The sequence below is a fragment of the Pseudomonas sp. ABC1 genome, assembly GCF_013395055.1.
Lineage (GTDB): Bacteria > Pseudomonadota > Gammaproteobacteria > Pseudomonadales > Pseudomonadaceae > Stutzerimonas.
The window spans coordinates 1978302-2004223 of sequence record NZ_CP058349.1; the positions used below are offsets into that span (position 1 = coordinate 1978302).

Sequence of the window (25922 nt, forward strand, 5' to 3'; positions counted from 1 at the left end):
GCCAGAATGCCAACTTGAATTGCACTATCGCCTTACCCAGACAGGAGCCGTCATGCAGCAAACCCCGGAGATCAGTGGACGCATTCTGCTCGTGGATGACGAAACGGCCATCCTGCGCACGTTCCGCTATTGCCTGGAAGACAGGGGCTACAACGTCGTCACCGCCTCCAGCGCGGCACAGGCGGAGGCGATCCTCCAGCGCCAGGTATTCGACTTGTGCTTCCTTGACCTGCGACTGGGAGAGGACAACGGCCTCGACGTACTGCAACAGATGCGCCTGACAGCGCCCTGGATGCGCGTGGTGATCGTGACAGCGCACTCGGCCATCGATACCGCGGTCGATGCGATGCAGGCCGGTGCAGCGGACTACCTGGTCAAACCCTGCAGCCCCGAGCAACTGCGCATGGCCGCCGCCAAGCAACTGGAAATGCGCCAGATGGCGGCACGCCTGGAAGCCCTCGAAGGGGAAATGCAAAAGCCCAGCGACAGCCTGGGCTCATACAGCCCAGCCATGATGAACGTGCTGGAGACAGCCCGGCAGGTGGCCGACACCGATGCCAACATCCTCATCCTGGGCGAATCCGGCACAGGCAAGGGCGAACTGGCGCGCGCCATCCACACCTGGAGCCGACGCTCCAGGAAAGACTTCATCACCATCAACTGCCCCTCCCTTTCAGCCGAGCTGATGGAAAGCGAACTGTTCGGGCATAACCGGGGCGCCTTCACTGGCGCATCGGAAAGTACCCTCGGTCGCGTCAACCAGGCAGACGGTGGCACCTTGTTCCTCGATGAGATCGGGGACTTCCCCCTCCCCTTGCAGCCCAAGCTTCTGCGCTTCATCCAGGACAAGGAATACGAGCGCATTGGCGACCCCGTGACCCGCCGTGCGGATGTCCGCATCCTCGCCGCCACCAACCTCAACCTGGATGAAATGGTGCGCGAAGGCCGCTTCCGTGAAGACCTGCTCTACCGCCTCAACGTCATCACACTGACCCTGCCGCCAATGCGCGAACGCCCGGAAGACATCATGGCACTGGCGGAACGCTTCCTCGCCCAGTTCGTCAAGAGCTATGGACGGCCTGCCCGCGGCTTCAGCGAAACAGCGATTGCGGCATTGCGCGGCTATCGCTGGCCCGGCAACGTGCGCGAACTGCGCAATGTGATCGAGCGCGCCAGCATCATATGCCCACAACCGATGATCGAAATCAGCCACCTCGGCCTGGGCGAACAGATATCCAGCAATGCACCGCGTATTGGCGAACAGCTCAGCCTGGAGGAACTGGAGAAAGCTCACATAGCCGGCGTCCTGAGCAACAGCGACACCCTTGACCAGGCTGCCAGGACACTGGGGATCGACGCCTCGACGCTGTACCGGAAACGCAAGCAGTACGGCCTATGAAATACCAGATGACGCTGAGGACACGGCTGTTTCTCGGATTTTCGGCACTGATGACCGTGGCCTTGTGCGGCCTGCTGCTTGCGCTGTTCAGTGTCATGCAGATGGCCAGGAACCAGGAACACCTGGCAGGTGCCGACCTCAACACGATCGAGATCAACCAGGAGTTGCGTCAGTCGCTCTCCAACCACATCGTCATCCTGCTGGACGACTCACTGGACAACACGGCCCTGAAGAACGCCCGTGAGACCTTCAAGGAGATCCTGGGCCAAGCCATGGTCCATAGCCGCTCTCCTGAGGAGCGCCAGTCATACCAGCGCATAAGCGACACCTACGACGAGTTCAGCGACAGTCTGGAAGCGTTCCAGGAGCCCACCTGGGGTTCCTCGGAAGGAGGGCCATTGGGCCAGTCTTTCCTGCAACTACGGCAACTGATGGTGGGCATGCAGGATGACGCCCACACCCAGATACGCGCCATGCAGGTGAACAGCCAGGAGCGGGCCATACTGCTGGCTGGCCTGCTGGGGCTGACCGGTGTCGCTGTCCTGCTGGTCGGTTTCATCACCGCACACAGCTTCGCCCGCCATTTCGGGACACCGATAGAACGCCTGGCGAAGGCAGCCGACCAGATCGGCAAAGGCAACTTCGACCTGCGCCTGCCCATGTCGCCCATCTCCGAACTGGCCGCCCTGATTCGCCGCTTCGGCCTCATGGCCGCGGCCATGGACCGCTTCAAGCAGACCAACGTGCAAGCCTTGCTCGATGGCCAGCAGCGCTTGCAGGCATTGCTCGACAGCATCGACGACGGGCTGCTGATCATCGATCGCCAGGGCAACCTGGAACACGCAAACCCCGTCGCCCAGCGGCAACTGGCCCTCGACCCCGGCTACCTCGGCTCGCGCCTGGGGCAGGTGCTCGGCCATTCGCAACTGGATGAGGCGGTACAACGTGTACTCGGCGATAAACCGCTGATCGCACCGCCTGACGACCTGGTCATCGAAGCCGATGGCGAGCGCCGGCTGCTGGCATGGCGCATGAGCCCCGTCAGTCACAACGATGGGCATGTCAGCGGCGCCGTGATGGTGCTGCACGATGTCACCGACCAACGCAACTTCGAACGGGTGCGCAACGAATTCGTCCTGCGCGCCTCCCATGAACTGCGCACGCCGGTGACGGGCATGCAAATGGCGTTCAGTTTGCTGCGCGAGCGCACACAGCACCCGCCAGGCAGCAGGGAATCGGACCTGTTCGACACCGTTCACGAAGAAATGCAGCGCCTGATAAGGCTGATCAACGACCTCCTCAACTTTTCCCGCTACCAGAGCGGTCAGCAGAAGCTGGACCTCCAGCCTGGCGATATCGGCAAGCTACTGTCGGACGCCCGCCAGCGCTTCCTGTCGGCAGCGCAAGCAGGGGATATCGAGATCAATCTCGACCTGGCCGACACGCTGCCAGAACTGATGATTGACCTGCAGCAGATGGACCGATTGCTGGATAACCTGCTGAGCAACGCCATACGCCATACCGCTCGCGGGGGCGAAGTGAAACTGATGGCACGCCACCACGGGGAACAGATCACCATCAGTGTCGAGGACAGCGGCGAAGGCATCCCCTACAGCCAGCAGGCCCGCATCTTCGAACCCTTCGTACAGATCGGCAGGCGCAGGGGCGGTGCGGGCCTGGGCCTGGCCCTGTGCAAGGAGATAGCACAACTGCACGGTGGCAGGATCAGCGTGCACTCACGCACGGGGCACGGCACCCTCTTCTACGTCTCGCTGCCGACATGACCCACTCGCCATACCGGCACAAGGTTGCCCCTATGGCTGATTGCCGCTGACCACAGCCAGCAAGGCCGCAGTCTGTGCATCGGGCTCGCCATCGTAGAGTGATTGCCGATACTTCATCTGGAATGCCGCGATGACATTGCGTGTCTGCTCGTCCAGCAGACCATGGCGAGGCACCGAATAACCGACGCCAGCCAAGGCATCCTGAAACCAGGCAACGCTCGGCAGATTGGCCACATACACCGCCCGCAAGGTGTCTACCGCTCGCTCGTCCGGCCAGGGCAACAGCCCCGCATCGGCCAACCGCTTCCAGGGGAACAGCGGACCAGGGTCGACCTTGCGCTGCGGCGCGATATCGCTGTGCCCGATCACCGCCCCAGGCTTGAGGCCATGCCGGTGCATGATGTCCTTGAGCAGGGCGATCAGGGCATCGATCTGCTCATCCTTGTAGGGCAGCCAGCGGCGTACGCCCTGCGCATCCTCCACATAACCCTGGTTGACCAGTTCGATGCCAATGGTGCTGGAGTTGAGCCAGGTGCGCCCTTGCCACTGGCTATCGCCGGCATGCCAGGCACGTCGGCTTTCATCGACCAGTTGATAGATGGTCGCAGGCGACTCACCGATCAGGTAGTGGCTGCTCACCTGCTCACGGGTCAGAATTTCCAGGGATCGAGGCAGGTCGGTTGACGTGTAATGCACGACGATATACTGCACGCGGCTGTCTTGGCCGAGCGCCACATGCTGCCGTTCGATTTTCAACCCCGAAGAAGCGCAACCAGCCATCAGTACCGCGCACAGTGCGAGCGCCAGCCCTCTAACGATCGAAACCGTCACCTTCTACCCCTGCTCGATGCGGTCACGCCCGGCATCCTTGGCTTTGTAAAGTGCATCGTCGGCCCGGTCGAATACCTTGTCCGGCGTATCGCCCGACTGGAAACTACTGAATCCGGCAGACAGCGTTATCTGTACACGCTCGCCCTTGAAATGGAACGGGCACGCACCTATCCCTTCGCGCAAGGAGTCCAGCAGGCGGGCGGCATCCTCCGCCACGGTCTCGGGCAGCAACAGCGTGAACTCCTCGCCACCGAAGCGAGCGATGAAATCGGTCTTGCGCAGACGCTTCTGCAACTCGCTGGCGATAATCTTCAGCACACGGTCACCCGCCAGATGGCCGTAGTTGTCATTGACGCGCTTGAAGTGATCCACATCCAGCACGGCCAATTGCAGAGGCCGGCCATAACGCTGCCAACGTTCGACTTCCAGTTCCAGGCGCTCACCCCAGGCGGCACGATTGGGCAAACCGGTCAGGGTGTCCCGCAATGCCTTCAGGCGTTGCTCTTCGAGGTGCTCGCGCAACCCTTCCGTGGCCTCCTCCAAACTGGCGATTCGCCCAACCAGCATATGCAGGCGCTCGCTCATCCTCTGCTCGTTCTCGTTACGCTGGCGCTGGTAATTGTCGACGGTGTCCAGCAAGCCATCCAGGCGCGACACGACCATTTGCTTGAGGCTGGAAAGGTCTGCGGCCTGCTGCATGCTGTCATGCAAGTCACCAACGTGCTGGCGCAGCTCCTGATCGAGCGCCTGTGCCGCCGTCTGGTTGTGTTCATGCCCCTGACGGGCCGCGCCCAGGCTGTCCTGCATGCTGAGCAGGCGATCGTTGAGCAATTGCAGGTAACTCTCGAACTCACGCTGCCCCTGGTCGCTGACAGCGATGGCCAACACCGCCAGGTCATCCAGTACCGGTGCCAACTCATACCAGTTCAGCCCTTTCTGGATACGCTCGCGCAAGGCCTGCGCCTGGGCCTGGTGGTAGTCCGGTAGCGGCAATTCATCGAGCAGGCCGATAAGGGTCGACTCCACATGCTCGGCAACCACGCTATAGGCCTGGTCAGGCATGGCAGGGAGCAGGTACTCGCCATCACCGGCCGCTTGCTGCTCGGCTTCGGCTTCGGCTTCGGCTTCGGCTTCGGCCGACAGGGTGCGGGCTGGTTGTGGTGCTGGCGACACATCGCCCTTCGCCTCGCCTTCCGCAACGACTGCAATGGCCACGGGCGCGGCATCCTGCTCCAGAGCATCTCGCTCAGGGGCTTCAGGAGCCTCTTGCAGCACCTGCCGAACTTCAGAACCCTCGGTCTCCGGCAGTGGCTGATCGAGCAACGGTGGCTCAACCCCACCCCTGCCGAACAGGCGCTGGATAAAGCTACCGCGTACTGGCGTGTCGTCAGCCTGCTGCAAAGCCTGGCCTTGCAGCAGGCTCAACTCGTTCAACAGCGCCGGCAGGGTCCGCGACTGTACGCTGTGCTGGTCCAGGCGGCGCACGAACTGCTTGAGCGGTTTGCGTACCGTCGCGGGCACCTGCTGGGCCAGCAACTGGTTGGCCAGTCTCTGCAACGACTCGACCAAAGAGGCGATCCGCGTCTGGCGGTGCCGCTCGGAGTCCAGTACCGCTTTCTCGAGTCGAGGCACCAGCCCGCTCAGGCCCTCATCCAGGTCACCGTCGCGCAGCAGCTCACGCATTTCTCGCATGCACTGCTCGACCGCCGGGTCTGCACCCTCGACAGCCAGGCTGCTACGCACGAGGCTGCGCCGCAACAAGTCGAGACGCGACTCCCAACGGGCCTCAAGGACTTCCTGCTGTTCAATATGCTGTAGGTATTTAGCCTTCCAGCGCTGCGCCTCTTCACTCATTCGGCTACATCCATGCGAGCAGGAAATGCGTCACCATGCTGAGCACCCGGCAGGCGGATCTCTACGGCGACAGGGAGGTGGTCGGAAATCGGGTGAGGCAGGACATCGACACGTTCCAGCGTCAGCTCCGGACTGATCAGGATATGGTCGAGACAGCGCTGCGGACGCCAACTGGGAAAGGTCGCGTGCACCTGTGGCGCCAACAGCCCCATGTCACGCAGTGGAGAATGTTCCAGAAGATCGCGGGCATGGGTATTCATGTCCCCCATCAGCACCTGATGGCGGTAACCCGAGATCAGCTCACGGATATAGGCCAACTGCCGCGTCCTCACTCGACCGCCAAGGGCCAGGTGCATCACCACCACGACCAGTGCGTTCTCACCCTCGCCAAAGCGAAGCAGGATCGCGCCCCGACCAGAAGGCCCTGGCAGGGGATGATCCTCCAGCACAACGGGCTCGAGACGGCTCAGGACACCATTGCTGTGCTGCGCGAAGCGTCCGAGGTTGCGGTTGAGCTGCTGATACCAGTAGGGAAATGCACCAAGCTGGGCCAGGTGCTCGACCTGGTTCACATAGCCCGAACGCAGGCTGCCGCCGTCGGCTTCCTGCAAGGCGACCAGGTCGTAGTCGCCCAGCAACTCGCCAATGCGCTGCAGATTACCCGAGCGACCGGCATGTGGCAGCAGATGCTGCCAGCTACGGGTGAGGTAATGGTGATAGCGCTCGGTGCTGATCCCGACCTGGATATTGAAGCTCAATAGCCGCAACCGCCCGTCGCAAGGCAGACCATTCCCGTCCAGGCACTCGGGAATGACATGGGGGCGACGAGCATTGGCCGTACGCGCGGTGCTCCAGCGGCGCAACATGGTGATTTACCGACTGGCGCGCTCTTTCTCGATCAGGAAATCCGCGACCTCGAGCGTACGCTCGGCGCTGCCGGACGACCCCAGGTCAAAACGGTACTTGCCATTGACCACCATCACCGGGACGCCAGTGATCTGGTAGGCCATACCCAGCTTCTTGGCCTTCTCGACACGGCTTTTCACGCCGAAGGAGTTGTAGGTCTTGAGGAAAGTCGCCTTGTCGACGCCATGTCCGGCCAGGAAGTCGGCCATGTCATCAGGGGTCGCCAGCTTCTTGCCTTCATTGTGCAGGGCGGAAAAAACCGCATTGTGCACGGAGTGTTCGACACCCATCGTCTCCAGGGTGATGAACAGTTGGCCGTGCAGGTTCCATACACCACCGAACATGGCAGGGATGCGCTTGAAGTCGACATCCTCAGGCAGCTTTTCGATCCAGGGGTTGATCACCGGCTCGAACTGATAGCAGTGCGGGCAGCCGTACCAGAACAGCTCGACGACTTCTATCTTGCCCGGCTCGGCGACAGCCACCGGGCTGCTCAGCTCGACGTATTCCTTTCCAGCCTGGAAATCCGCCGAATACGCAGGCAGGCCGAAAAGGCTGGTGCTGGCCAGGAAGGCACCGAGAATGAATTTTCGCATGTATGACTCCATTGACTGTTCAAAGCGCTCTACATGGGGCGACAGGCTGAATGAAAACGCTTCGCCTGACTACCCCTTTGAGAAGCGGCCACCAAATTTAATGGGGCCTGAAATGCAAAAGGCGGCCCGGAAACTCCGGACCGCCTTTTATGACCGCAAATCAGGCTATCAGTGCAGGCCCTGGATGTAGCTGGCCAGTGCTTCGATGTCCTTGTTGCTCAGCTTCGCAGCGATGGTGCGCATGATCTGTGCGTCGCCATCGTTGGTGCGGTTGCCTTCGCGGAAATCGGTCAATTGCTTGATCGTGTAAGTCGCGTGCTGGCCACCCAGATGCGGATAGGCAGCAGCTTCGATACCGACACCGTTGGGTGCGTGGCAACCGGTACAGGCGGGCATGCCGAGTTCCAGCTTGCCGCCACGGAACAGGCGCTCGCCATGCTCGACCAGAGCAGGATCGGCGAAACCAACCGTCACGTTCTGGCTGGCGAAGTAAGCCGCGATATCTGCCAGGTCCTGGTCATTGTAGGAATCCAGCATCGCGGTCATTTCCAGGATCTTGCGACCGGTACCCGGAGCGGCTGTCGGCGAACTACCGGCCTTGATATCCTTGAGTTGCTTGAGCAGGTACTTCTCGCCCTGGCCAGCCAGTTTGGGGAAATTAGGCAGGGGGCTGTTACCATCGGCACCATGGCAGGCACCACACACGGCTACCTTGCCTTGACCGGCTTGCGCATCTCCAGCCGCATGGGCCATACCGGTGATGCCAAGGGTCAACAGCAGACTCACGAGTACTTTGTTCATCAGCTCATCCAACTACGGCTAAAGGGTTGTTAGAAATCTTTTTGGGCCGCGAACAGCACAGGCTGCGGCGGCACTCGTTATAGGGCGTACCATCTCGGGTCAGTACCACGGCAGACATGCAAAACCGATTGAAGACTCCCGGTTCGCCTGCCTTCCAGACCAAAGCGCACACAAAATTTGCGGCATTATATACTGGCGTCCCTGAAACGGAAATGAACCATTGCCGCACCCCCTGCACACTCACCGGAACGACCATGCTCCCGAAAAATCCGATACTCGGCCTGTGCCAACAGGCCTCATTCATGATCAGCGCCGCCAAGGTCGACCAGTGCCCAGCGGACGAGGGCATGGAGGTCGCCTTTGCCGGCCGTTCCAACGCAGGCAAGTCCAGCGCACTGAACACCCTGACTCACGCCAACCTGGCCCGCACCTCGAAAACGCCGGGGCGTACGCAATTGCTGAACTTCTTCCGACTGGATGAGGAACGGCGCCTGGTCGACCTGCCCGGCTATGGCTACGCCAAGGTGCCTATCCCGCTCAAGCAGCACTGGCAGCGCCACCTGGAGGCCTATCTGGGGAGCCGTGAAAGCCTGGTCGGTGTCTTCCTGATGATGGACATTCGCCACCCGCTGACCGAATTCGACCGGATGATGCTGGACTGGGCCAGTGCCAGTGGAATGCCGCTGCACATCCTGCTGACCAAAGCGGACAAGCTGGCTTTCGGCGCGGCCAAGACCGCGCTGCTGAGCATCAGCCGCGATATTCATCGTCAATGGGGAACGGACGCGAGCATCCAACTGTTCTCCGCACCCAAGCGCCAGGGCGTGGAAGAGGCACAATTGGTGCTGGCCCAATGGCTGGGCCTGCTGGAAGCAGAAGAAGAGCCTGCCGAGGAAGACTGAGGCCCCTGTGGCCATACGCACACCCTGTGCCCACAGGGTGTGCTGCGCCGCCGCTAGGCGCCGGGGGAAAAGTGCTTCTGCGCCGTGCCCCTGGCAATCAGGCGGGACAGGTAGTCGAGCTTCTGAGGATCGCGGTCGACGAAGCGGAACGTCAGTTGCAACCAGTCGCTATCGGGCTTGGGCTCCAGTGCGGCCACGGCATGCAGGTAGCCATTGAGGCGTGCGACCTCACCACCCTCCCCCTGCTCCAGATCGAGCACCGCGCTCTCCAGAACCTGTGGCAGAGCCTCCCCACGGCGCACGACCAGCGCCGCCTCTTTCAAGCTCAGGCCCTTGATGACACACGCCATCGTCCCGCAGGACAGGCGCAATTGCCCCTGTCCACGACCCGCGGAGGCAGAACCCGCTTTCGGCGCAGCACTCGCGGCAGGCGCTGGTGAAGGTAGCCCCAGCGCAGGTGCCTGAGATGCCGCCGGAGCGGCAGGTGGGGCCACTTTGACGTCCGCGCGGCCACCGGTCAGGGCTGCCAGGGAGTCGTTCCCCGTACCCGTGATGACATTTCTCACCGGTGCGCTCGCCGCCAGGGCATCCAGCTTGCCCGCACGGCTCAGCGCCTTGCGCACCTTGGTGGTCAGTTGCTCGTTGGTGAACGGCTTGCCGATGAAGTCGGAAACGCCCGACTGGATGGCCTGCACCACATTCTCCTTGTCTCCCCGGCTGGTCACCATGATGAACGGGATGGACTTCAGGGTTTCGTGCGCACGGCACCAGGTCAGCAGCTCCAGGCCCGACATTTCAGGCATTTCCCAGTCGCAGAGCACCAGGTCGAAACGCTCGCGCATCAGCAGTTGCTGTGCCTTGCGGCCATCCACCGCATCTTCGAGAACAATCCCCGGAAACTGGCTGCGAAGTCCCTTCTTCACCAGATCACGGATGAACGGGGCATCATCCACCACCAACACACTGACCTTGCTCATCAAACACTCCTGCTCCAATGCCGCCAGCATATCGGCATGGGCACGCCGAAATAAAGCGTTATGGCAAAACGCCGCAACCCGACCCCAGCGAGCCGCTCCAAGCCACTTCGGCAACGGCGACCCGACACCTCCACGGAGGACAAGCGCACCCGCTGGCGGCATACTACCCGGCGATCACAGACCCACGAGGCCGCCATGGTCCAGCCTATTCTCGTCGCCCACGACCTGAGCCACGAAGCAGATATCGCCTTGCGCCGGGCCGTGCAACTGGCACGCCAGACGTCATCCAGCCTGCACCTTGTGCATGTCGCGAGCGCGCAGACCGATGAGGGAGATGCCAGGCAGGGCCTGCAAGAGCGCCTGGCGGCACTCGCACCAGACATCCAGAACTGCTGGATCAGGCACGGCAACCCCGTGGAAGAAGTGCTGACCCTGGCGCACGGGCTGGAGGCAAGCCTCCTGGTTCTGGGGCGCCATCATCGCCAATCGCCCAGGGGCTTCGCCGGCACGACGCTGGAGCGCATCCTTCTTGGCAGCGATATTCCCCTGCTGCTGGCGGTACGCGACGACACATCGCCCTACTCGCGCGCCCTGGCCGCCCTGGACTTTTCCGGCGCCGCCAGCCGGGCCATGCAGGCTGCACGCAATCTACTGCCCGAGGACGCGCACCTGCACGCTCTGCATATCCATGAAAAAGCCGAGATAGAAGCAGTCGACGATGACGAACAGGCACTTCAACTGAGCCTGTTCGAACAGTTGCTCGCCGACCTCCAGCAAACCTGGCCCACTCACGGCCCGAACCTGAGCCACAGCCTGGTAGCCGGCGAAAGAAGCAGGCGCCTGGAACAGGTTATCGAGCAGCAGCGACCAGATGTGCTGGCGATGGGCACGAGCCGACGCGAGGAAATGAGCAGCGCCCTGCTAGGCAGCCTGAGCCGCGAGGTACTGGAGCAGCCACCCTGCGACATCCTCGTGGCGCCCTAGGGACTGCGCCGTCGTACAACGGCAGCAACCCCCAAGGACACCTGGATCAGTGGAGTATCAGGAGCCGCTTTCGTCCAGCAGCGCGGCTTCGGGTGCATTCTTCTTCACCGACTCGACGCCGGCGTTGCAACTGGCGGCACTGGCATACATCTGGCTCTGCCCGACCACCTGGCCATTGGTCGCCTTCAAGACGAAGTACTGCTTGTCGTTGCTCGACGTTTTGATTTCAAAAGCCCCCTCACGCACGGCATTGCGCCGCACCGAATCGATACCGTTGAGCGCAGAAGCGTGAGCCTTGTATTGCTCGCTGGTGAGGATCACCTGGCCGTTGCTGGCCAGCAGGTTGAAATGAAACTGCCCGTTCTGGGCTTTCTTCAGATGGAATTTTCCGGACATCGCATTTCTCCTGAATGGACATGGCCACTCAAGACTAGCTGCAATGTGCAATGCCGTCAGCAGGATGGGGACGGACGTATCCGCTTGCCCGGAATCGCGCCACACACAGCGCGTGAGAGCCATGTGTGGCGCGGCCATCAGTAATTGATGGTGTAGCTGAGCGCGTAGGTCCTGCCCTGTGCGTAGATACTCGATACCGGCGCAAAGGTGACTGCGGACTGCTGGCTGTAGACCGTGCGGTATTGCCGGTTCAGCGCGTTGTACACGCCGAAATCCAGTCGCCCTTCGAACGCCGACACATGCGCCAGCACGTCCATGACGGCATAGCCGTTTATGTCGGCGGCGGTATTGGGCTGCACATTGGCATCGGTGACGGCCTTCAACCCATCCTTGTAGGCCTTGTCGGTGCCTTGTACCGCCAGTAATTGAACCCGCGCGCCATAGCCTTGCAGGCTGTCCCATTCGGCAAACAGCGTCGCCTTGCCCGGGGAGATCTGGTAGGCGTTGAGCTCGCGCCACTTGCCCGCCGCATCCTTGAACTGGCCGCGGGTATAGGCCAGGGTGCCGCCGACACTGAACACATCGGCAATCGGGTAACTGGCCGTGAGTTCGGCGCCATAGACACGCTGGTCGGTATCCGCCAGGTTGGCCGAGCGGTCGGCGTTGAACTGCACCACTTTGTCCGAGGTGTTGTAGAAACCGGTCAGGCCCAGCTCCATGCCGCGCGGATCCAGCCAACGCCAGCCCAACTCGTAGTTATTGACGGTGATCGGCTCGATGTTCGCCTCGGACACGCTGATGGTCCCGACATCGCGCAACATGCGTTGCACATCGGGGAAGCTGAAGCCCTGGGAGAAATTGGCGAACACTTGCTGGTCATCGGTCAGCTTGTACACCGCGCCCAGGTTGAACAGTACCTTGTCCGCATCGGTAGAATCGCTGGCTACCGGTGTGAGGTCGGCACTCTGGCCTTGCGCAGCCCGCTGTGCCTGGCGTGAAGGGATGTAGGCGTCGGCATCCGCGCGAATGTACTGGTAGCGCAGGCCAGCCTGCAGACTCAGCCGGTCGGTCAGGCCGTACTCGCCCTGCAGGAAGCCACCCACACTCTGGATCGTGGTATCGGGTCCGCCGCCAAAGCGCTTCCCGGTGTCCTCGTAGTGCCTACCGACATCGGAGGCGCGCAGCAGATCGTAGTCCAGGCGGTCTTTCTCGTAGTCGTAGTCTGCGCCGTAGGTGAGCGCCAGCGTGCGTCCGCCAATGACGAGGTCCGACTGGATGGTCGAGCGCAGCCCGGCAATGTCGATGTCGGACTCGGACTGATTGGCGAAGGCGGTGCCACTGTAGACGGGGAAGAAGCGCAGTTGCTCCTTGCGATAGTAAGCCTCCAGGTTCAGTACCTGTCCGAAGACATCCAGGTTCTGGTACTGCGTATTGAGTGCATAGCGCTTGGTGAAGGGCTGGTCGCTGAGCTTCAGGCCCTTGACTCCCTCATAGGACTGCGGCCCGGTGGCGGCAGAGTAGCCGGGACCGTAGTCCGGGGCGTAATCGGTGTTCTGATCTTCCTTGTAGTACTGCACGCCCAGGCTGAGCGACTGGTTTTCATCCAGGCGCACGTTCACTCGGCTATTGAGGTCCAGTGTGTCGGTGTCCTGCCGGCTGGTCTGGTAGGGCTCGGTGCCGATGCGTTTGCCATCGCCATCGAACTGCAACCCTCGGCGGGTGACATTGGCGCCCAGAAAACCATCCACATCGTCACGGGCAAACGAGACGGTCTGGCCCAGCTCGTAGGCCAGTCCGTCACCACGGAACTGGTCACCCGTAGTCACGCCCGCACGGGTTTCGAAACTCAACGGTGTGGCGGCATCGGCCCGGCGGGTGATGATGTTGATCACCCCTCCGGTCGCCCCCGAGCCATAAATGCTGGTCGCACCGGACAACACTTCGACACGCTCGATCAGGCTCGGACTGATGCTGTTCAACTGCCGCGAGGCATCCCGCGAACCGGTCTGGGAGACGCCATCGATCATGATGAGTACGTTGCGCCCACGCATCGTCTGGCCATAGTTGCTGGTGGTACCGCTGCTGGGCGCCAGGGAAGGCACCAGCTGCGCCAGGACGTCACTGATCTTGCGCCCCGAGGCGGCCTGCTGAGCGATCTGCTGCTGATCGATGATCTGCACCGCCCCGGCGATCTCGGCAATGCTTCTCGGCGTTCGCGTGGCGGTCACGAGGGTGCTCTGGAACTCGAGCGAACCGCGATCTTCGGCCGCCTCGCGACGAGCCCGGGCACTGGTAATCCGGGTTGCGCCCAGCTCGAGCTGATGACTGCCGTCGAGCAGTACATAACCGCCATTGCCCTGGCGCTGTGCCTGCAAGCCACTGCCCTCGAGCAGACGGGCCAGCCCCTCATCGACGCTGTAGCGCCCTTGCAGCCCCTGAGAAACCAGGCCTTCAGTCTGGTTGGAGGCGAACGACAACGTCACACCAGCGGCCGTGGCGAACTGGCTGAGCACGCTGCCGAGCGGGCCGGCGGCGATCTGGTAGACAGCGGATTGTGTCTGCGCCTGGACAGCGACAGGCAATGCCAGTAACGCAGGTGCAGACGCCAGGCTCAAGCCGAACAGGGCCAGGCGGACGGCACGTGCCAGCGGCTTGCTGGCTGGACGATGGGATGGGCAGGACATTGGAAGTTCCTTCATTGGCAGGAGTGGAAGGGCAGCACTGAAGACTGCTTACCTGCCTGGCCGAACGAGAATAGAAATCAGCAACCCCTGACCGAAAAGAATTTATCGCCGCTGGACGGGGCGAGGAGCATTGCCCCGATATCCATCACTGTGTGGACCCGATGGATATCGCTTCGCTCAATCCATCCCATGGACTTATCCAACTCTGGACGCTGGCTCGATCCTGGCCCAGTAACGTGTCAGAAAGCGCACCCTGACGGGCAGCGAGAGCGCGAGGTTTTCCAGCACGGTATCGGTCTGCTCGACCGAGAAGGCGCCGGACAGGCGCAGGCTGGACACAGCGGGATCGCAACCCAGATAGCCGGGGCGGTAGCGCGACAACTCGCGGGTGAAGTCCTCCAGGCGCCAGTCGACCACACTGAGCATGCCGCGCGTCCAGGCATCGCTGCCTTGCGCCAGCGGCAGGGGCGATCCGATCAGCGCATCACTGAAGCTCACGGCCTGCCCGGCCTCCAGCCGCAGGGGCGCATCGGGACGGTGCACGGGCTGGATCGATACCGCACCGGCACTGCGAAAAACGCCAACACGCGTCTGGTTGCCCTCGCAGCGCACACTGAAACAGGCGTCCTGCACGTGGATACGCCCTTGGGTCGTGTCCACGACGAATGCCCTCTGTCCGGTATCACGCGCAGTGGTAACGAGGATCTCTCCCTGGTGCAGGTGCAGGCGGCGCACCTGACTATCGAAGTGGATATCCACGGCACTGGCGGTATTGATATCGAGCTGGCTGCCGTCCTCCAGACGCAACTGGCGCCGCTGCCCGGTGCCGGTGCGTTGCTCGGCCAGCCAGCTCTCATAAGGCGCCAGTTCGCGAAAGCTGAGGGCACCCGCCGTGCCGGTCAGCAGCAAGGCGACGATCTTGAGCACAGCGCGCCGACGCGCCTGCACTCCCGCCAGGGTCGGCAGCGCAACCTCGCCCGGCAGGCTGCCGAATTGCCGTTGTAACTTCTCCACTCGCGCCCAGGCCCTGGCGTGGGCCGGATCGCGCTGTAGCCACTCCTGCCAGGCGCGGCGCTCCGCTTCGTCCACCGCGCCGGTATCGAATTGCACATACCAGGTGGCAGCGGCTTCGAGGGTCTTGCGTTCGAGGTCGGCCATTCAGTCCTCGACCAGCATCAGGCAGTGGGTCATGGCGCGGATCATGTGCTTCTTTACAGTGGTCACGGAAACCCCGACTCGCTCGCCGACTTCGGCATAGCCCAGCCCCTCCAGTTGCACGGCCAGGAAGATGTCGCGGGTACGCCGCCCCAGCGTATCGAGCATGAGATCGATGGCGGTCAGCGTCTGCAGGATCTGCAAGCGCTGCTCGGGGGAAATGTCCAACGGCTCGTCCCGCTCGGTCAGCACGCCCAGGTAGGCTCGCTCGATATCCTGGCGACGGAATTTGTCGATGGTCAGCGCCCGTGCGATGGCACTCAGGTAGGTGCGCGGCTCGCGGATACTGGCGGCATTACGCGCACGCAGGACGCGCAGGAAGGTGTCTTGCGCCAGGTCGGCGGCATCCGCCGAGTTGCCCAGGCGGCTACGCAGCCAGCCCTGCAACCAGGGGTGGTGTTCCCGGTAGAGCGATTGCAGGGCCTGCGAATCGGAATGGGGCATGGGGAGGCACATCACAAATGACAATGACTTGCATTGTCAGATAAAGCCCTGCTGATCGGCAAGCTGGGCCATCACATGCAGACACTCGATTTGCCCCCTCTCCCGTGTGCGGGAGAGGGTTGGGGAGAGGGAACACCCCCCCTGGCACTGCATCGAGGGTTCAGGGCTGCGCCAACACCGGCAGGTCACCACTCAGCCCCAGGGCCTGACGCACGAACAGGGCCTTTGCATGGTCAAGGCTGTCAACACCCTTGAGGCCGGCATTACGCAACCAGCGCAACGGCAGGGGATCGGCCTGGAACAGGCGCTCAAAGCCCTCCATGGCCGCCATCATCGCCAGGTTATGCGGCATGCGGCGACGCTCGTAACGGCTCAGCACCTGCTCGCTGTCCAGTGGCTCGCCCCGCGCTTGCGCGGCTTGCAGCACCTCGGCCAGCACCGCGGCATCCAGCAGACCGAGATTGACGCCCTGCCCGGCCAGCGGATGGATGGTGTGCGCGGCATCACCGATCAACGCCAGCCCCTGCTGCACGTAGCGCACGGCATGACGCTGACGCAGGGGAATGCACAAGCGCGGGTCGGCCTCCAGCACCTCGCCAAGTCGCTGCTCGAAGTCACGACCTAGTGTTGCGCGGAAAGCCGTATCGTCGAGCGCCATCAGATGACGGGCACGCGCCTCGGTGACCGACCAGACGATGGAGCACCAATGCCGATCATCGCCCCGGCGCAACGGCAGGAAGGCCAGCGGACCTTCGTCGGTGAAACGCTGCCAGGCCGTGGCCTGGTGTTCATCGCGACAGCGCACGCTGGTGACGATGGCGTGGTGCAGGTAATCCCATTCGCGGGTGGCGAAGCCGGCCAGGCGCCGCAACACCGAGTTGGCACCGTCGGCGGCGACCACCAGGGGCGCCTCCAGCACGCGTCCATCGGCCAGGCTCAGTTGCCAGTCCAGGCCGCTGCGTTGCAGGCGCTCGACCCGCGCGTCCCCCAGCAACTCGATCTCGCCACGCCTGCGCACAGCTTCGAGCAGGCCATCCTGCACCAGACTGTTCTCGACGATATGCCCCAGCACCTCGGCATGCACCGCAGTCGCGGAGAAATGCACCGCTCCGGTGCCGGAACCGTCCCAGACGCGCATATCGGTGTAGGGACTGACACGCCGCGCCACGATCGACTCCCAGGCGCCGAGGCGGGCGAGAATGCGCTGGCTGGCCGCCGACAAGGCACTGACACGCGGCTCGAAAGGCGCCTGCGGCGTAAGCCCGCTCGGCTGCAACGGACCACCGTCGACCAGCAGGATGCGCAGGCCGCTGTCCTCCAGCGCCAGCGCCAGCGTGGTGCCGACCATGCCGGCACCGACGACGATCAGGTCCGCTTTCATTGCCCATTCTCCCCTTCATGTGTCAGCGCACGGCGTACGCCCAGGCCCATCGCCAGCCGGGCGAATTCATGCTTGGCCGGTGGCAGCAGGTCGAGCCCGGACAACGCCAGGCTGCGGGCAACACCCAGGCCCCAGGCCGAATCGCCGAACAGCCGCGTCAGATGATCGGAGAAACCCACCGTCAACCACTGGTCGCGCGCCTGACGCAGGTGAAACCGCTGCAGGACGCTCAGTGCGCCAGGCGTGGACGCACTGTGCAGCAGCGTCTCAGCCAGGGCCCAGGCGTCCCGCAACGACAGGTTGTAGCCCTGCCCGGCAATCGGATGCAGGCTGTGCGCGGCATTGCCCAGGACCACCAGACCGTTGCGTACCTGCTCCTCGGCCTCGACCAGCTCCAGTGGATACAGGTGCCGAGCGCCAACCTGGCGGAAACCACCCAGGCGGTAGCCGAACGCCTGCTGCAACTCATCGAGGAACGCTGCCTGCGGCAACCCGGCCAGGCGTTCTGCATCCTCGGGTGATCGCGACCAGACCAGCGCACAGCGGTTGTCCTGCAGCGGCAGCAGCGCCAGGGGGCCATCCTCGGTGAAACGTTCGAAAGCAATGCCCGCATGGGATTTGCCGGGCGTCACGTTGGCGATCAACGCCGTCTGCCCGTATGTACTGCGCCGCACGCCGATCCCCAGTTGCTCGCGCAGCCCCGAACGCCCGCCATCGGCCAATACGGCCAGCGAGCACTCAAGCTGACCTTGGCGCTCCAGCACCAGTCGATAGCCGCCCTCGACAGCCTCCATCGATTGCACCTGCGCCGGGCAGAGTACCTGCACGCAATCAGGGTCCAGCGCCTGCCAGAGGCAGTGGCCGAGCCAGGCGTTCTCCACCACATAACCGAGTGCAGGCACCCGTTCATGCTCGGCGTGCAGACGCGTATTGCCGAAGCGACCGCGTTCGGAGACATGCACCTGGCGGATCGGCTCCGCCCGCTCGGCAATCGCCGACCAGACGCCCAGGCGCTCATAGATCAGCCGCGCACCGTAGGACAGCGCCGTGGAGCGGGCGTCATAGCTTGGCTGGTAGTGCTCGCCGGGCGCGAACGGCTCGATCAGGTGCAGAGTCCAGCCCCGCTGCCGGGCACCAGCCTGCAACGCCAGCGCCAGGCTGGCGCCGACCATCCCGCCGCCGATGATCGCCAGGCGGGTCATCAGCCGAGACGCTCCGCCATCAGGGCCTCGATCTCGTCGACCCGCTTGGGTACACCGCCGGTCAGGACTTCGCAGCCGTTGCGGGTCACCACCACGTCATCCTCGACGCGCACGCCGATGCCCCGCCACTTCTTCGCCACCTCGGTATTGTCCGGAGCGATATAGATGCCCGGCTCGATGGTCAGCACCATGCCCGGCTCCAGCACCCGCCATTCGCCGCCGACCTTGTAGTCGCCGACGTCATGCACATCCAGCCCCAGCCAGTGGCCGGCGCGGTGCATGTAGAAGGGTTTGTAGGCGTCGCTGGCGATCAGTTCATCGACCTCACCCTTGAGCAGGCCGAGTTCCACCAACCCTTCGGTAATGACACGCACCGTGGATTCGTGGGCTTCGTTCCAGTGCCGCCCCGGCCCGACCTGGCGGATCGCCTCCTCGTTGGCCTTGAGCACCAGTTCGTAGATGGCCTTCTGTTCCGGCGAAAAGCGCCCATTGACCGGGAACGTGCGGGTAATGTCACTGGCATAGCAATCCAGCTCACACCCTGCGTCGATCAGCACCAGGTCGCCATCCTTCAACGGTGCATCGTTCTCGGTGTAGTGCAGGATGCAGGCATTGCGCCCGGCGCCGACAATGGAGCTGTAGGCGGCCAGACGCGCGCCACTCTTGCGGAACTCGTAATCCAGCTCGGCCTCCAGGTGGTACTCGGACAGCCCCGGGTGGCTGGCCTGCATCGCCCGGATATGCGCACGCGCGGAAATCTCGGCAGCGGCGCGCATGACCTTCACTTCGTTTGCCGATTTATACAGGCGCATGTCGTGCAGCAGGTGGTCGAGGGCAACGAACTCGTTCGGCGGCTGGGCACCCTGACGCGCCTTGGAGCGGATCGCATTGACCCAGTCCATCAGTTGCAGGTCGAACTCCTGATTGCTGCCGATGGCGTAATAGACCCGCGAACGCCCTTCGATCAGCCCTGGCAGGATGTCGTTGATGTCCTCGATGGGGAAGGCGTCATCCGCGCCAAAGCGCTCGATGGCACCCTCCTGTCCGGCACGCAGGCCGTCCCACAGCTCGCGCTGGGGGTCGCGTTCGCGGCAGAAAAGAACGTATTCGCCATGCTCGCGCCCAGGGATCAAGGCGATTACCGCTTCCGGCTCGGGGAAACCCGAGAGGTACTGGAAGTCGCTGTCCTGGCGGTAGGCATGCTCGACATCGCGGTTGCGGATGTGCGCGGGCGCAGCCGGCAGGATGGCGATGCTGTTGGGTTCCATCTGCTCCATCAGCGCCTTGCGCCGACGCGCGAACTCGGACTTCGGAATACGGGTCATCGCAGCTCGCCTCTCAATGCAGGGATGGCTTGGCGGTCGGCGTGACAGCCGGTCCGGCACACTCGCTGAACAACAGAAGCGGCGCAACGCGCAGGTATTCGGCCACTTCCATGTAATCGTTCTCGCCGTCCTCGGACTCTTCCAGCCCGCCCTGCACCTGGGCAATGGCCGACATGTCCTGCAGGACTTCCATGGCTTCGGCGCTCAGGGCGCGATCACCGGCGGCCAGCCCGAAGCCGGCCAGAAAGCCCTGGCACCACTGCCCCAGCGCCAGGGCACGGTCGGCCAGCGGCGAGTCATCACTGGGCAACAGCAGGACCACGGCGATATCCGCACCGGTCAGCTCGCCCTTGACCATCTCCTGCAAGCCGATCAGTGCCTGGCGTACCTTTTCGTCGGCGATCTCGCCCAGCAGGTCCGTCGCATCCGTCAGCCAACTGGCATGCTCGAAGCCGGCACCGGCACAACTGCGCCCCAGCAGGAGGCCATGCAATTCTGCCGGTGAAGCAGGATGGGGACAGCCAGCCAGAAGCGTGGCGAAAGCGGCGTAAGCGGAATTTTCAATTGACATGGCGGCTAGGCGCACAGGGGCGCAATGACTAGAATGAAGGGCCGGTATCCTAGCACTGGCGCACAGCGCTAGACCATCGAAGCCACAGCCCCGCCGCACAGGTGCCCCACGATGGACACTGCAGAACTGCAACTGCTGACCCGCAAGCTCGAACAACTCATCCAACGTGTCGAACAGCTCAAGGGCGACAACCAGCGCCTGCAAGCCAACGAGCAGGCATGGCGCGAAGAGCGCGCTCATCTGATTGAAAAGAACGAAACAGCCCGGTTGAAGGTCGAAGCGATGATCTCCCGCCTGAAATCCCTGGAGCAGGACACATGACACAGCCCAATACCGTTGACGTGCAGATTATGGACAAGCAGTACTGCATCGCCTGTCCAAGCGAGGAGCGCGACAACCTGGAGAGCGCCGCACGCTACCTGGACCGCAAGATGCGCGAGATCCGCAGCAGCGGCAAAGTCATAGGCGCCGACCGGGTGGCGGTCATGGCGGCCCTCAACATCACCCACGAACTGCTGCACAAGCACCAGCGCGAAAGCAGCAACGCACGGGAACAGGTGAAGAGCCTGCTCGACCGCGTCGACGATGCACTCTCCGACGACGCGAATTCTTCCGGCAACACGCCCTGATGGGTGTATTGCGTTATACTGCCGGCAGCTCCCTGGCATGTACGCCAGCTTGCGATGACCCTCTCCCGATAAGCAACACAATGGAGGCTATGTGCAAGACCGGTGTGCATGTCCGCTCGACGGAAAGCCTTAAGGTCTGCTGTAGTCGCCACCTTGAACTCTCGGGTTCAAGGGCCTACGCGAGCAGCGGCATGCTGGGGAGTCTTTTCTCTTGATCGAAGCGAATGGCCTTTCTCGAAAAGCCCTGCGCCAGACGCTTCGCAAGGCGCGTCGCGCCCTTCCCCTGCGCGAACAACGTCGCGCTTCACTCGCACTCTACCGACAGCTGGCACAGCACCCGACCTTTCGACGGGCGCGGCATATCGCTCTCTACCTGCCCAATGACGGGGAAATCGACCCGACCCTCCTGATGCTCGCGGCACAACGACGCGGCAAATCCACGTACCTGCCGGTACTGCGCCGCTGGCCTCGCACACGCATGGATTTCCAGCCCTTTCGGGCGGGCGAGCCATTGGGATCGAACCGTTTCCGGATTGCCGAGCCGCGCTACAACCCTGCGCGGAGGCGAAAAGTCTGGACGCTGGACCTGTTGCTGCTACCGCTGGTGGGCTTCGACGAACGCGGTGGCCGCCTGGGCATGGGTGGAGGTTTCTATGACCGCTGCCTCGCCGGCAAACACCAGCGCAACGGCAGACCAATGCTGCTAGGACTGGCGCATGAATGCCAGAAGGTCGACCACCTGCCACTGGAAGCCTGGGACATCCCCTTGCACGCCACGGTGAGCGACCAGGCCTGGTACAGCGCTACCTGAGCGGAACAGTTGACGATGGCGCCACACTGCCCGCCTCAGCCCCTTTACGTTCCCACAAGCCTTGGGAATAGCTCGTCGTCACCAGTCCCAGCCCGAAGATGAGCAACAGCACCCAAATGATATCCGGCTTACGCTTCACGAATTTCCATCTCCCGTCGCCGGCGGCGCTCACGACTGTCACGAGCGACCACCCCCTATCGTTGGCATACTTGCAAACCAATGCCGGAAGCAGCGCAACACCACCGGACAATGACCAGACAAGACAGTGATAGCCTTTTGGAATCATCCATGATTCTCTTCCATCTACGCAAACAGTTCAATTCCTGGCGCCACTCGATTGGCGAATGACTGACCGAGAGCAACCTATGTATTTCTGGCTGATGAAATCCGAACCCGACGAGCTTTCCATCGAGGCACTCGAAAAAGACCGACGCGCCCGCTGGGACGGCGTACGCAACTACCAGGCACGCAACTACCTGCGCGACATGCAGGAAGGTGACCTGTTCCTTTTCTACCACTCGAGCTGTGCACTGCCAGGCGCAGCCGGAATCGCCCGGATCGCCGCCAGTGCCTACCCCGACCCGACGGCCATTGACCCGCAGAGCCCTTATCACGACGCCAGGGCGACACCCCAGGCAAACCCCTGGAGCGCGGTCGATGTCGAATTCGTGGAGTGTTTCCCACAGGTCATACCGCTGGCACGCCTGAGGGAAGAAGACGCGCTGAGCGAGATGCCCTTGCTCAAGAAAGGCAGTCGCCTATCGGTGATGCCCGTGACTGCCGGGCAATGGCAACGGATCGTCGAGCTTGCTACTGGACGATCAAATTATTGAACAGCAAGTCGCTGACCAGGGGCCGCCCCTCTTCCTGAGCCAATACGGACTGGACTTGGCGCAAGGCTTCAAGACGCAGCGCTTCCTTGGCCTCCACGCTTTGCATGCTTTCCTCGGTCTGCTGAGAGAAAAGCAGAACCAGCTGATTGCGAATCAAAGGTTCGTGGTGCTTGACGCGCTCCTCGGCGGCCGCATCGGTGACCCGCAAGGAAACATCGGCCTTGTAGAAACGCAGACGCTCGCCCGAACCATAGTTACCCACCAGCGCGGGAAAGAGGCTGAAGTAAATGGTCTTGGGTACCTCGGCAGCCTGCTCGGCGGCGATGGCCGGAGCGGAAAGAAGGGCAATCAACAACAGGAGCAAGGGTTTCAAGGCGACATTCCTCAAGATCGTAAACCCGCGCACGGGGCTCGGCATGACCGGCGCCCCATGCGACCGGCACTCAGTGTTGCGACTGGCTGGCAGCTTCGCCAGCCTGCTGCAGGCGTGCCAGCTCCTGGGCATAGAGCGCGTCGAAGTTGACCGGCGCCAGCATAAGGGCCGGGAAGGAACCACGGGTCACCAGGTTATCCAGAGCCTCACGCGCGTAAGGGAACAGGATATTCGGGCAGAAGGCACCCAGCGTGTGGCTCATGGACTGTGCTTCCAGACCTTTGATCAGGAAGATACCGGCCTGCTGCACTTCGGCGATGAAAGCCACGTCCTCACCCGTCTTCACGGTGACCGACAGGGTCAGTACCACTTCGAAGAAGTCTTCGGACAGGGTTTTCTGCCGGGTATTGAGGTCCAGGGAAACGTTCGGCTGCCATTCCTGACGGAAGATCTCGGGGCTTTTCGGCGCCTCGAAGGACAGGTCCTTGACGTAGATACGCTGCAGGGAGAATTGAGCGGCTGCTTCGCCCTGGGCTGCAGCACCATTGGTTTGTTCAGTCATCTTGACGCCTTCCTGTGTGCACAACAGTGTTGGTATACGTCGACCGACAGGCACGGCGCCAGAGGCCATGCTCAGCGCCGACAGGCAGATCAGGCCCCGAGCAGTTCGTCCAGTCGACCAGCCCGCTCGAGAGCATGAAGTTCATCGCAACCACCGACATGACGGTCGCCTATCCAGATTTGCGGCACCGAGGAACGGCCCGCCTTGCTGGCCATCTCGGCCCGCACGTCAGGCTTGCCATCCACGGAGATTTCCTCGTAGGCCACGCCCTTGCTGTCGAGCAACGCCTTGGCCCGAATGCAATAGGGGCACCATGCGGAGCTATAGATGACGACCTCGGCCATGCTTACTTGACCACCGGCAGGTTGTCGCCGCGCCAGCTGGCAATGCCACCCGCCAGTCGACCCACATCGAAGCCGGCCTTCTTCAACTCGCGGCAGACGGTGCCGGAGTGCTGGCCCACGGCATCGACCACGACAATGGTCTTGCCCTTGTGCTTCTCCAGCTCCTTGGTGCGGCTGGCCAGCTTGTCATAAGGAATGTTCAGCGCATCGACGATATGCCCGGCATCGAACTCCTTCTTGGCGCGCACATCCAGCACCACGCCCTGGCCGCCATTGACCAGTGTGGTCAACTCACGGCTGCTCAGGTTCTTGCCACCCTTGCGGGTTTCATTGAGCAGCAACAGCGCCAGCAGCACGATGAACAACGAGCTGAGCACATAGTGGTTGGACACGAATTCAATCAGGTTTGCGAACATCGACGGCTACTCGGAAAATAAAATGCGGGCCAGTATACACAGCCCCCACAGCGGGCTGAACCCTGGCGGACAGTGACGTTAAGGCGGACAGTCAGTAGACTGGGCACCTTTTTTCCGGACCCCTCGCAAGGAGCCAGACCATGCCCGCTGCGCCCAAACCCCTGGTACTGATCATTCTCGATGGCTTCGGGCACAGCGACAGCCCCGATTACAATGCGATTCATTCCGCTAATACGCCGGTCTACGACCACCTGCTGGCCACCCAGCCGCATGGTCTGATCTCCGGCAGCGGGATGGACGTCGGCCTGCCGGACGGACAGATGGGCAACTCCGAGGTCGGCCACATGAACCTGGGCGCCGGGCGCGTGGTGTACCAGGACTTCACCCGCGTGACCAAATCCATCCGTGACGGCGACTTCTTCGAGAACCCCGCCCTCGCCGGCGCAGTGGACAAGGCCGTCAGCGCCGGCAAGGCCGTGCACATCCTCGGCCTGCTCTCCGACGGCGGTGTACACAGTCACCAGGACCACCTGGCGGCGATGGCCGAACTGGCCGCCCGCCGTGGCGCCGAGAAAATCTACCTGCACGCCTTCCTCGACGGCCGCGATACGCCGCCGCGCAGCGCCCAGGGCTCCATCGAACTGCTTGACGCCACCTTCGCACGCCTGGGACGTGGCCGCATCGCCAGCCTGATCGGTCGCTACTTCGCCATGGACCGCGACAACCGCTGGGACCGGGTGCAGCAGGCCTACGAGCTGATCGTCGACAGCACAGCGCAGTTCAGCGCCGCCACCGCCCAGGAAGGCCTGCAAGCCGCCTACGCACGCGACGAAAGCGACGAATTCGTCAAGGCCACGCGCATTGGCGAAGCCGTGCACGTCGAAGATGGCGACGCCGTGGTGTTCATGAACTTCCGCGCCGACCGCGCCCGCGAACTGAGCCGCGCCTTCGTCGAAGACGGCTTCAACGGCTTCGAGCGCAAGCGCGTACCGCAACTGTCCGACTACGTCATGCTGACCCAGTACGCCACCAGCATCGACGCCCCCAGTGCCTTCAAGCCGGAACCGCTGACCAACGTGCTCGGCGAATACCTGGCCAACAACGGCAAGACCCAGTTGCGCATCGCCGAAACCGAGAAATACGCCCACGTCACCTTCTTCTTTTCCGGTGGCCGCGAAGACCCCTTCGAGGGCGAGGAGCGCATCCTCATCCCATCGCCGAACGTCGCCACCTATGACCTGCAACCACAGATGAACGCGCCGCAAGTCACCGACCGTATCGTCGAAGCCATCGAACAGCAGCGTTATGACGTGATCATCGTCAACTACGCCAACGGCGACATGGTCGGCCATACCGGCGTATTCGCAGCGGCAGTGGCTGCGGTGGAGTGCCTGGACCAATGCGTGGGCCGCATCACCGAGGCGTTGGCCAAGGTCGGTGGCGAAGCCCTGCTGACCGCCGATCACGGCAATGTCGAGAAAATGGAAGACGAGTGCACCGGCCAGGCACACACCGCACACACCTGCGAGCCCGTCCCCTTCATCTACATTGGCAAGCGCAACCTGCGTATCCGTGAAGGCGGCGTGCTGGCTGACGTGGCGCCGACCCTGCTGACCCTGCTGGGCATGCCGATTCCCAAGGAAATGACGGGGACCTCGATCGTCGAGCTGCAATAAACGACAGGCTGCAAGCCCGATTAGGA

Annotated in this window: 27 protein-coding genes and 1 other RNA gene; 10 read left to right on the plus strand and 18 right to left on the minus strand. The window is 62.7% G+C overall.

The window, feature by feature from the left end; translation table 11 throughout:
* The first annotated feature begins 52 nt into the window (after positions 1-52).
* Together algB and HW090_RS08675 are read left to right on the plus strand one after the other, a co-directional pair.
* Positions 53-1399, plus strand: coding sequence for a sigma-54-dependent response regulator transcription factor AlgB (gene algB, locus HW090_RS08670; RefSeq protein ID WP_179113143.1), 1347 nt, complete (start codon positions 53-55; stop codon positions 1397-1399).
* Complete coding sequence (locus tag HW090_RS08675) at positions 1396-3183, plus strand: ATP-binding protein (RefSeq protein ID WP_179113144.1); 1788 nt, start codon at positions 1396-1398, stop codon at positions 3181-3183. Before algB ends, HW090_RS08675 begins: the two co-directional genes overlap by 4 nt.
* Before the next feature lie 30 nt (positions 3184-3213).
* On the opposite strand, the gene HW090_RS08680 is transcribed toward HW090_RS08675, so the two are convergent.
* From HW090_RS08680 to HW090_RS08700, 5 genes are all read right to left on the minus strand, one after another.
* On the minus strand, positions 3214-3963 hold the full coding sequence (locus tag HW090_RS08680; RefSeq protein WP_179114867.1) for an N-acetylmuramoyl-L-alanine amidase: 750 nt from the start codon (positions 3961-3963) through the stop codon (positions 3214-3216).
* Positions 3964-4017: 54 nt separating this feature from the next.
* Complete coding sequence (locus HW090_RS08685) at positions 4018-5868, minus strand: GGDEF domain-containing protein (protein ID WP_179113145.1); 1851 nt, start codon at positions 5866-5868, stop codon at positions 4018-4020.
* Positions 5865-6734 (minus strand): endonuclease/exonuclease/phosphatase family protein, encoded by an 870-nt coding sequence (locus HW090_RS08690; RefSeq protein WP_179113146.1) that lies wholly within the window; start codon positions 6732-6734, stop codon positions 5865-5867. Before HW090_RS08690 ends, HW090_RS08685 begins: the two co-directional genes overlap by 4 nt.
* 6 nt (positions 6735-6740) lie before the next feature.
* Positions 6741-7370 carry a thiol:disulfide interchange protein DsbA/DsbL gene (locus HW090_RS08695; protein WP_179113147.1) on the minus strand — a complete coding sequence of 210 codons (630 nt, stop codon included), beginning with the start codon at positions 7368-7370 and terminating at the stop codon, positions 6741-6743.
* 168 nt (positions 7371-7538) lie between these two features.
* On the minus strand, positions 7539-8171 hold the full coding sequence (locus tag HW090_RS08700) for a cytochrome c (protein WP_179113148.1): 633 nt from the start codon (positions 8169-8171) through the stop codon (positions 7539-7541).
* A 254-nt stretch (positions 8172-8425) separates the two neighbouring features.
* Here HW090_RS08700 and yihA point away from each other — a divergent pair, with 254 nt between their 5' ends.
* Positions 8426-9073 (plus strand): ribosome biogenesis GTP-binding protein YihA/YsxC, encoded by a 648-nt coding sequence (gene yihA / locus HW090_RS08705; protein WP_179113149.1) that lies wholly within the window; start codon positions 8426-8428, stop codon positions 9071-9073.
* Between the two features lie 53 nt (positions 9074-9126).
* On the opposite strand, the gene HW090_RS08710 is transcribed toward yihA, so the two are convergent.
* The gene (locus HW090_RS08710; protein ID WP_179113150.1) at positions 9127-10050 is read right to left on the minus strand and encodes a response regulator; all 924 of its coding nucleotides are present in this window, start codon (positions 10048-10050) and stop codon (positions 9127-9129) included.
* Positions 10051-10245: 195 nt separating this feature from the next.
* On the opposite strand from HW090_RS08710, the gene HW090_RS08715 reads away from it, so the two are divergent.
* The gene (locus HW090_RS08715; RefSeq protein WP_179113151.1) at positions 10246-11034 is read left to right on the plus strand and encodes a universal stress protein; all 789 of its coding nucleotides are present in this window, start codon (positions 10246-10248) and stop codon (positions 11032-11034) included.
* 57 nt (positions 11035-11091) lie between these two features.
* Here the strand turns inward: HW090_RS08715 and HW090_RS08720 are convergent, their stop codons facing one another.
* The 8 genes from HW090_RS08720 to HW090_RS08760 all read right to left on the minus strand — a co-directional run bounded on the left by HW090_RS08720 (position 11092) and on the right by HW090_RS08760 (position 20252).
* The gene (locus tag HW090_RS08720; RefSeq protein WP_179113152.1) at positions 11092-11430 is read right to left on the minus strand and encodes a YegP family protein; all 339 of its coding nucleotides are present in this window, start codon (positions 11428-11430) and stop codon (positions 11092-11094) included.
* Between the two features lie 137 nt (positions 11431-11567).
* Positions 11568-14114, minus strand: coding sequence for a TonB-dependent receptor (locus HW090_RS08725; protein WP_256930773.1), 2547 nt, complete (start codon positions 14112-14114; stop codon positions 11568-11570).
* 195 nt (positions 14115-14309) lie between these two features.
* A complete protein-coding gene (locus tag HW090_RS08735) occupies positions 14310-15272 on the minus strand; it encodes a FecR domain-containing protein (protein WP_179113153.1) in 963 nt (320 codons plus the stop codon).
* Positions 15273-15773 (minus strand): sigma-70 family RNA polymerase sigma factor, encoded by a 501-nt coding sequence (locus HW090_RS08740; RefSeq protein ID WP_179113154.1) that lies wholly within the window; start codon positions 15771-15773, stop codon positions 15273-15275.
* A 160-nt stretch (positions 15774-15933) separates the two neighbouring features.
* Positions 15934-17154, minus strand: a complete 1221-nt coding sequence (locus HW090_RS08745) for a 2-octaprenyl-3-methyl-6-methoxy-1,4-benzoquinol hydroxylase (protein WP_179113155.1) — start codon at positions 17152-17154, stop codon at positions 15934-15936.
* Positions 17151-18356: a 2-octaprenyl-6-methoxyphenyl hydroxylase gene (ubiH, locus tag HW090_RS08750; protein WP_179113156.1), complete on the minus strand. Its 1206-nt coding sequence runs from the start codon at positions 18354-18356 to the stop codon at positions 17151-17153. Before ubiH ends, HW090_RS08745 begins: the two co-directional genes overlap by 4 nt.
* On the minus strand, positions 18356-19681 hold the full coding sequence (gene pepP / locus HW090_RS08755; protein WP_179113157.1) for a Xaa-Pro aminopeptidase: 1326 nt from the start codon (positions 19679-19681) through the stop codon (positions 18356-18358). The genes ubiH and pepP overlap by 1 nt, the downstream gene beginning before the upstream one ends.
* Before the next feature lie 13 nt (positions 19682-19694).
* Positions 19695-20252, minus strand: a complete 558-nt coding sequence (locus HW090_RS08760; RefSeq protein WP_179113158.1) for a YecA family protein — start codon at positions 20250-20252, stop codon at positions 19695-19697.
* Positions 20253-20363: 111 nt separating this feature from the next.
* On the opposite strand from HW090_RS08760, the gene HW090_RS08765 reads away from it, so the two are divergent.
* The 5 genes from HW090_RS08765 (at position 20364) to HW090_RS08785 (ending at position 22525) form a co-directional block, all read left to right on the plus strand.
* Entirely contained in the window at positions 20364-20573 is a 210-nt protein-coding gene (locus HW090_RS08765) for a TIGR02449 family protein (RefSeq protein WP_179113159.1), read from the plus strand.
* Positions 20570-20881 carry a cell division protein ZapA gene (locus tag HW090_RS08770; protein ID WP_179113160.1) on the plus strand — a complete coding sequence of 104 codons (312 nt, stop codon included), beginning with the start codon at positions 20570-20572 and terminating at the stop codon, positions 20879-20881. The genes HW090_RS08765 and HW090_RS08770 overlap by 4 nt, the downstream gene beginning before the upstream one ends.
* Positions 20882-20907: 26 nt before the next feature.
* Positions 20908-21086: non-coding RNA, 6S RNA (gene ssrS / locus HW090_RS08775), on the plus strand.
* Positions 21087-21092: 6 nt separating this feature from the next.
* Complete coding sequence (locus tag HW090_RS08780) at positions 21093-21692, plus strand: 5-formyltetrahydrofolate cyclo-ligase (protein ID WP_179113161.1); 600 nt, start codon at positions 21093-21095, stop codon at positions 21690-21692.
* Positions 21693-22057: 365 nt separating this feature from the next.
* Entirely contained in the window at positions 22058-22525 is a 468-nt protein-coding gene (locus tag HW090_RS08785; RefSeq protein ID WP_179113162.1) for an EVE domain-containing protein, read from the plus strand.
* On the opposite strand, the gene HW090_RS08790 is transcribed toward HW090_RS08785, so the two are convergent.
* From HW090_RS08790 to HW090_RS08805, 4 genes are all read right to left on the minus strand, one after another.
* On the minus strand, positions 22503-22943 hold the full coding sequence (locus tag HW090_RS08790) for a flagellar basal body-associated FliL family protein (protein ID WP_179113163.1): 441 nt from the start codon (positions 22941-22943) through the stop codon (positions 22503-22505). The genes HW090_RS08785 and HW090_RS08790 overlap by 23 nt on opposite strands.
* 25 nt (positions 22944-22968) lie before the next feature.
* Positions 22969-23460 (minus strand): protein-export chaperone SecB, encoded by a 492-nt coding sequence (gene secB / locus HW090_RS08795; RefSeq protein ID WP_179113164.1) that lies wholly within the window; start codon positions 23458-23460, stop codon positions 22969-22971.
* Between the two features lie 89 nt (positions 23461-23549).
* On the minus strand, positions 23550-23804 hold the full coding sequence (gene grxC, locus HW090_RS08800) for a glutaredoxin 3 (protein WP_179113165.1): 255 nt from the start codon (positions 23802-23804) through the stop codon (positions 23550-23552).
* A gap of 2 nt (positions 23805-23806) precedes the next feature.
* Positions 23807-24220, minus strand: a complete 414-nt coding sequence (locus HW090_RS08805) for a rhodanese-like domain-containing protein (protein ID WP_179113166.1) — start codon at positions 24218-24220, stop codon at positions 23807-23809.
* Between the two features lie 140 nt (positions 24221-24360).
* Here HW090_RS08805 and gpmI point away from each other — a divergent pair, with 140 nt between their 5' ends.
* On the plus strand, positions 24361-25896 hold the full coding sequence (gene gpmI / locus HW090_RS08810) for a 2,3-bisphosphoglycerate-independent phosphoglycerate mutase (RefSeq protein ID WP_179113167.1): 1536 nt from the start codon (positions 24361-24363) through the stop codon (positions 25894-25896).
* Positions 25897-25922 lie beyond the last annotated feature (26 nt).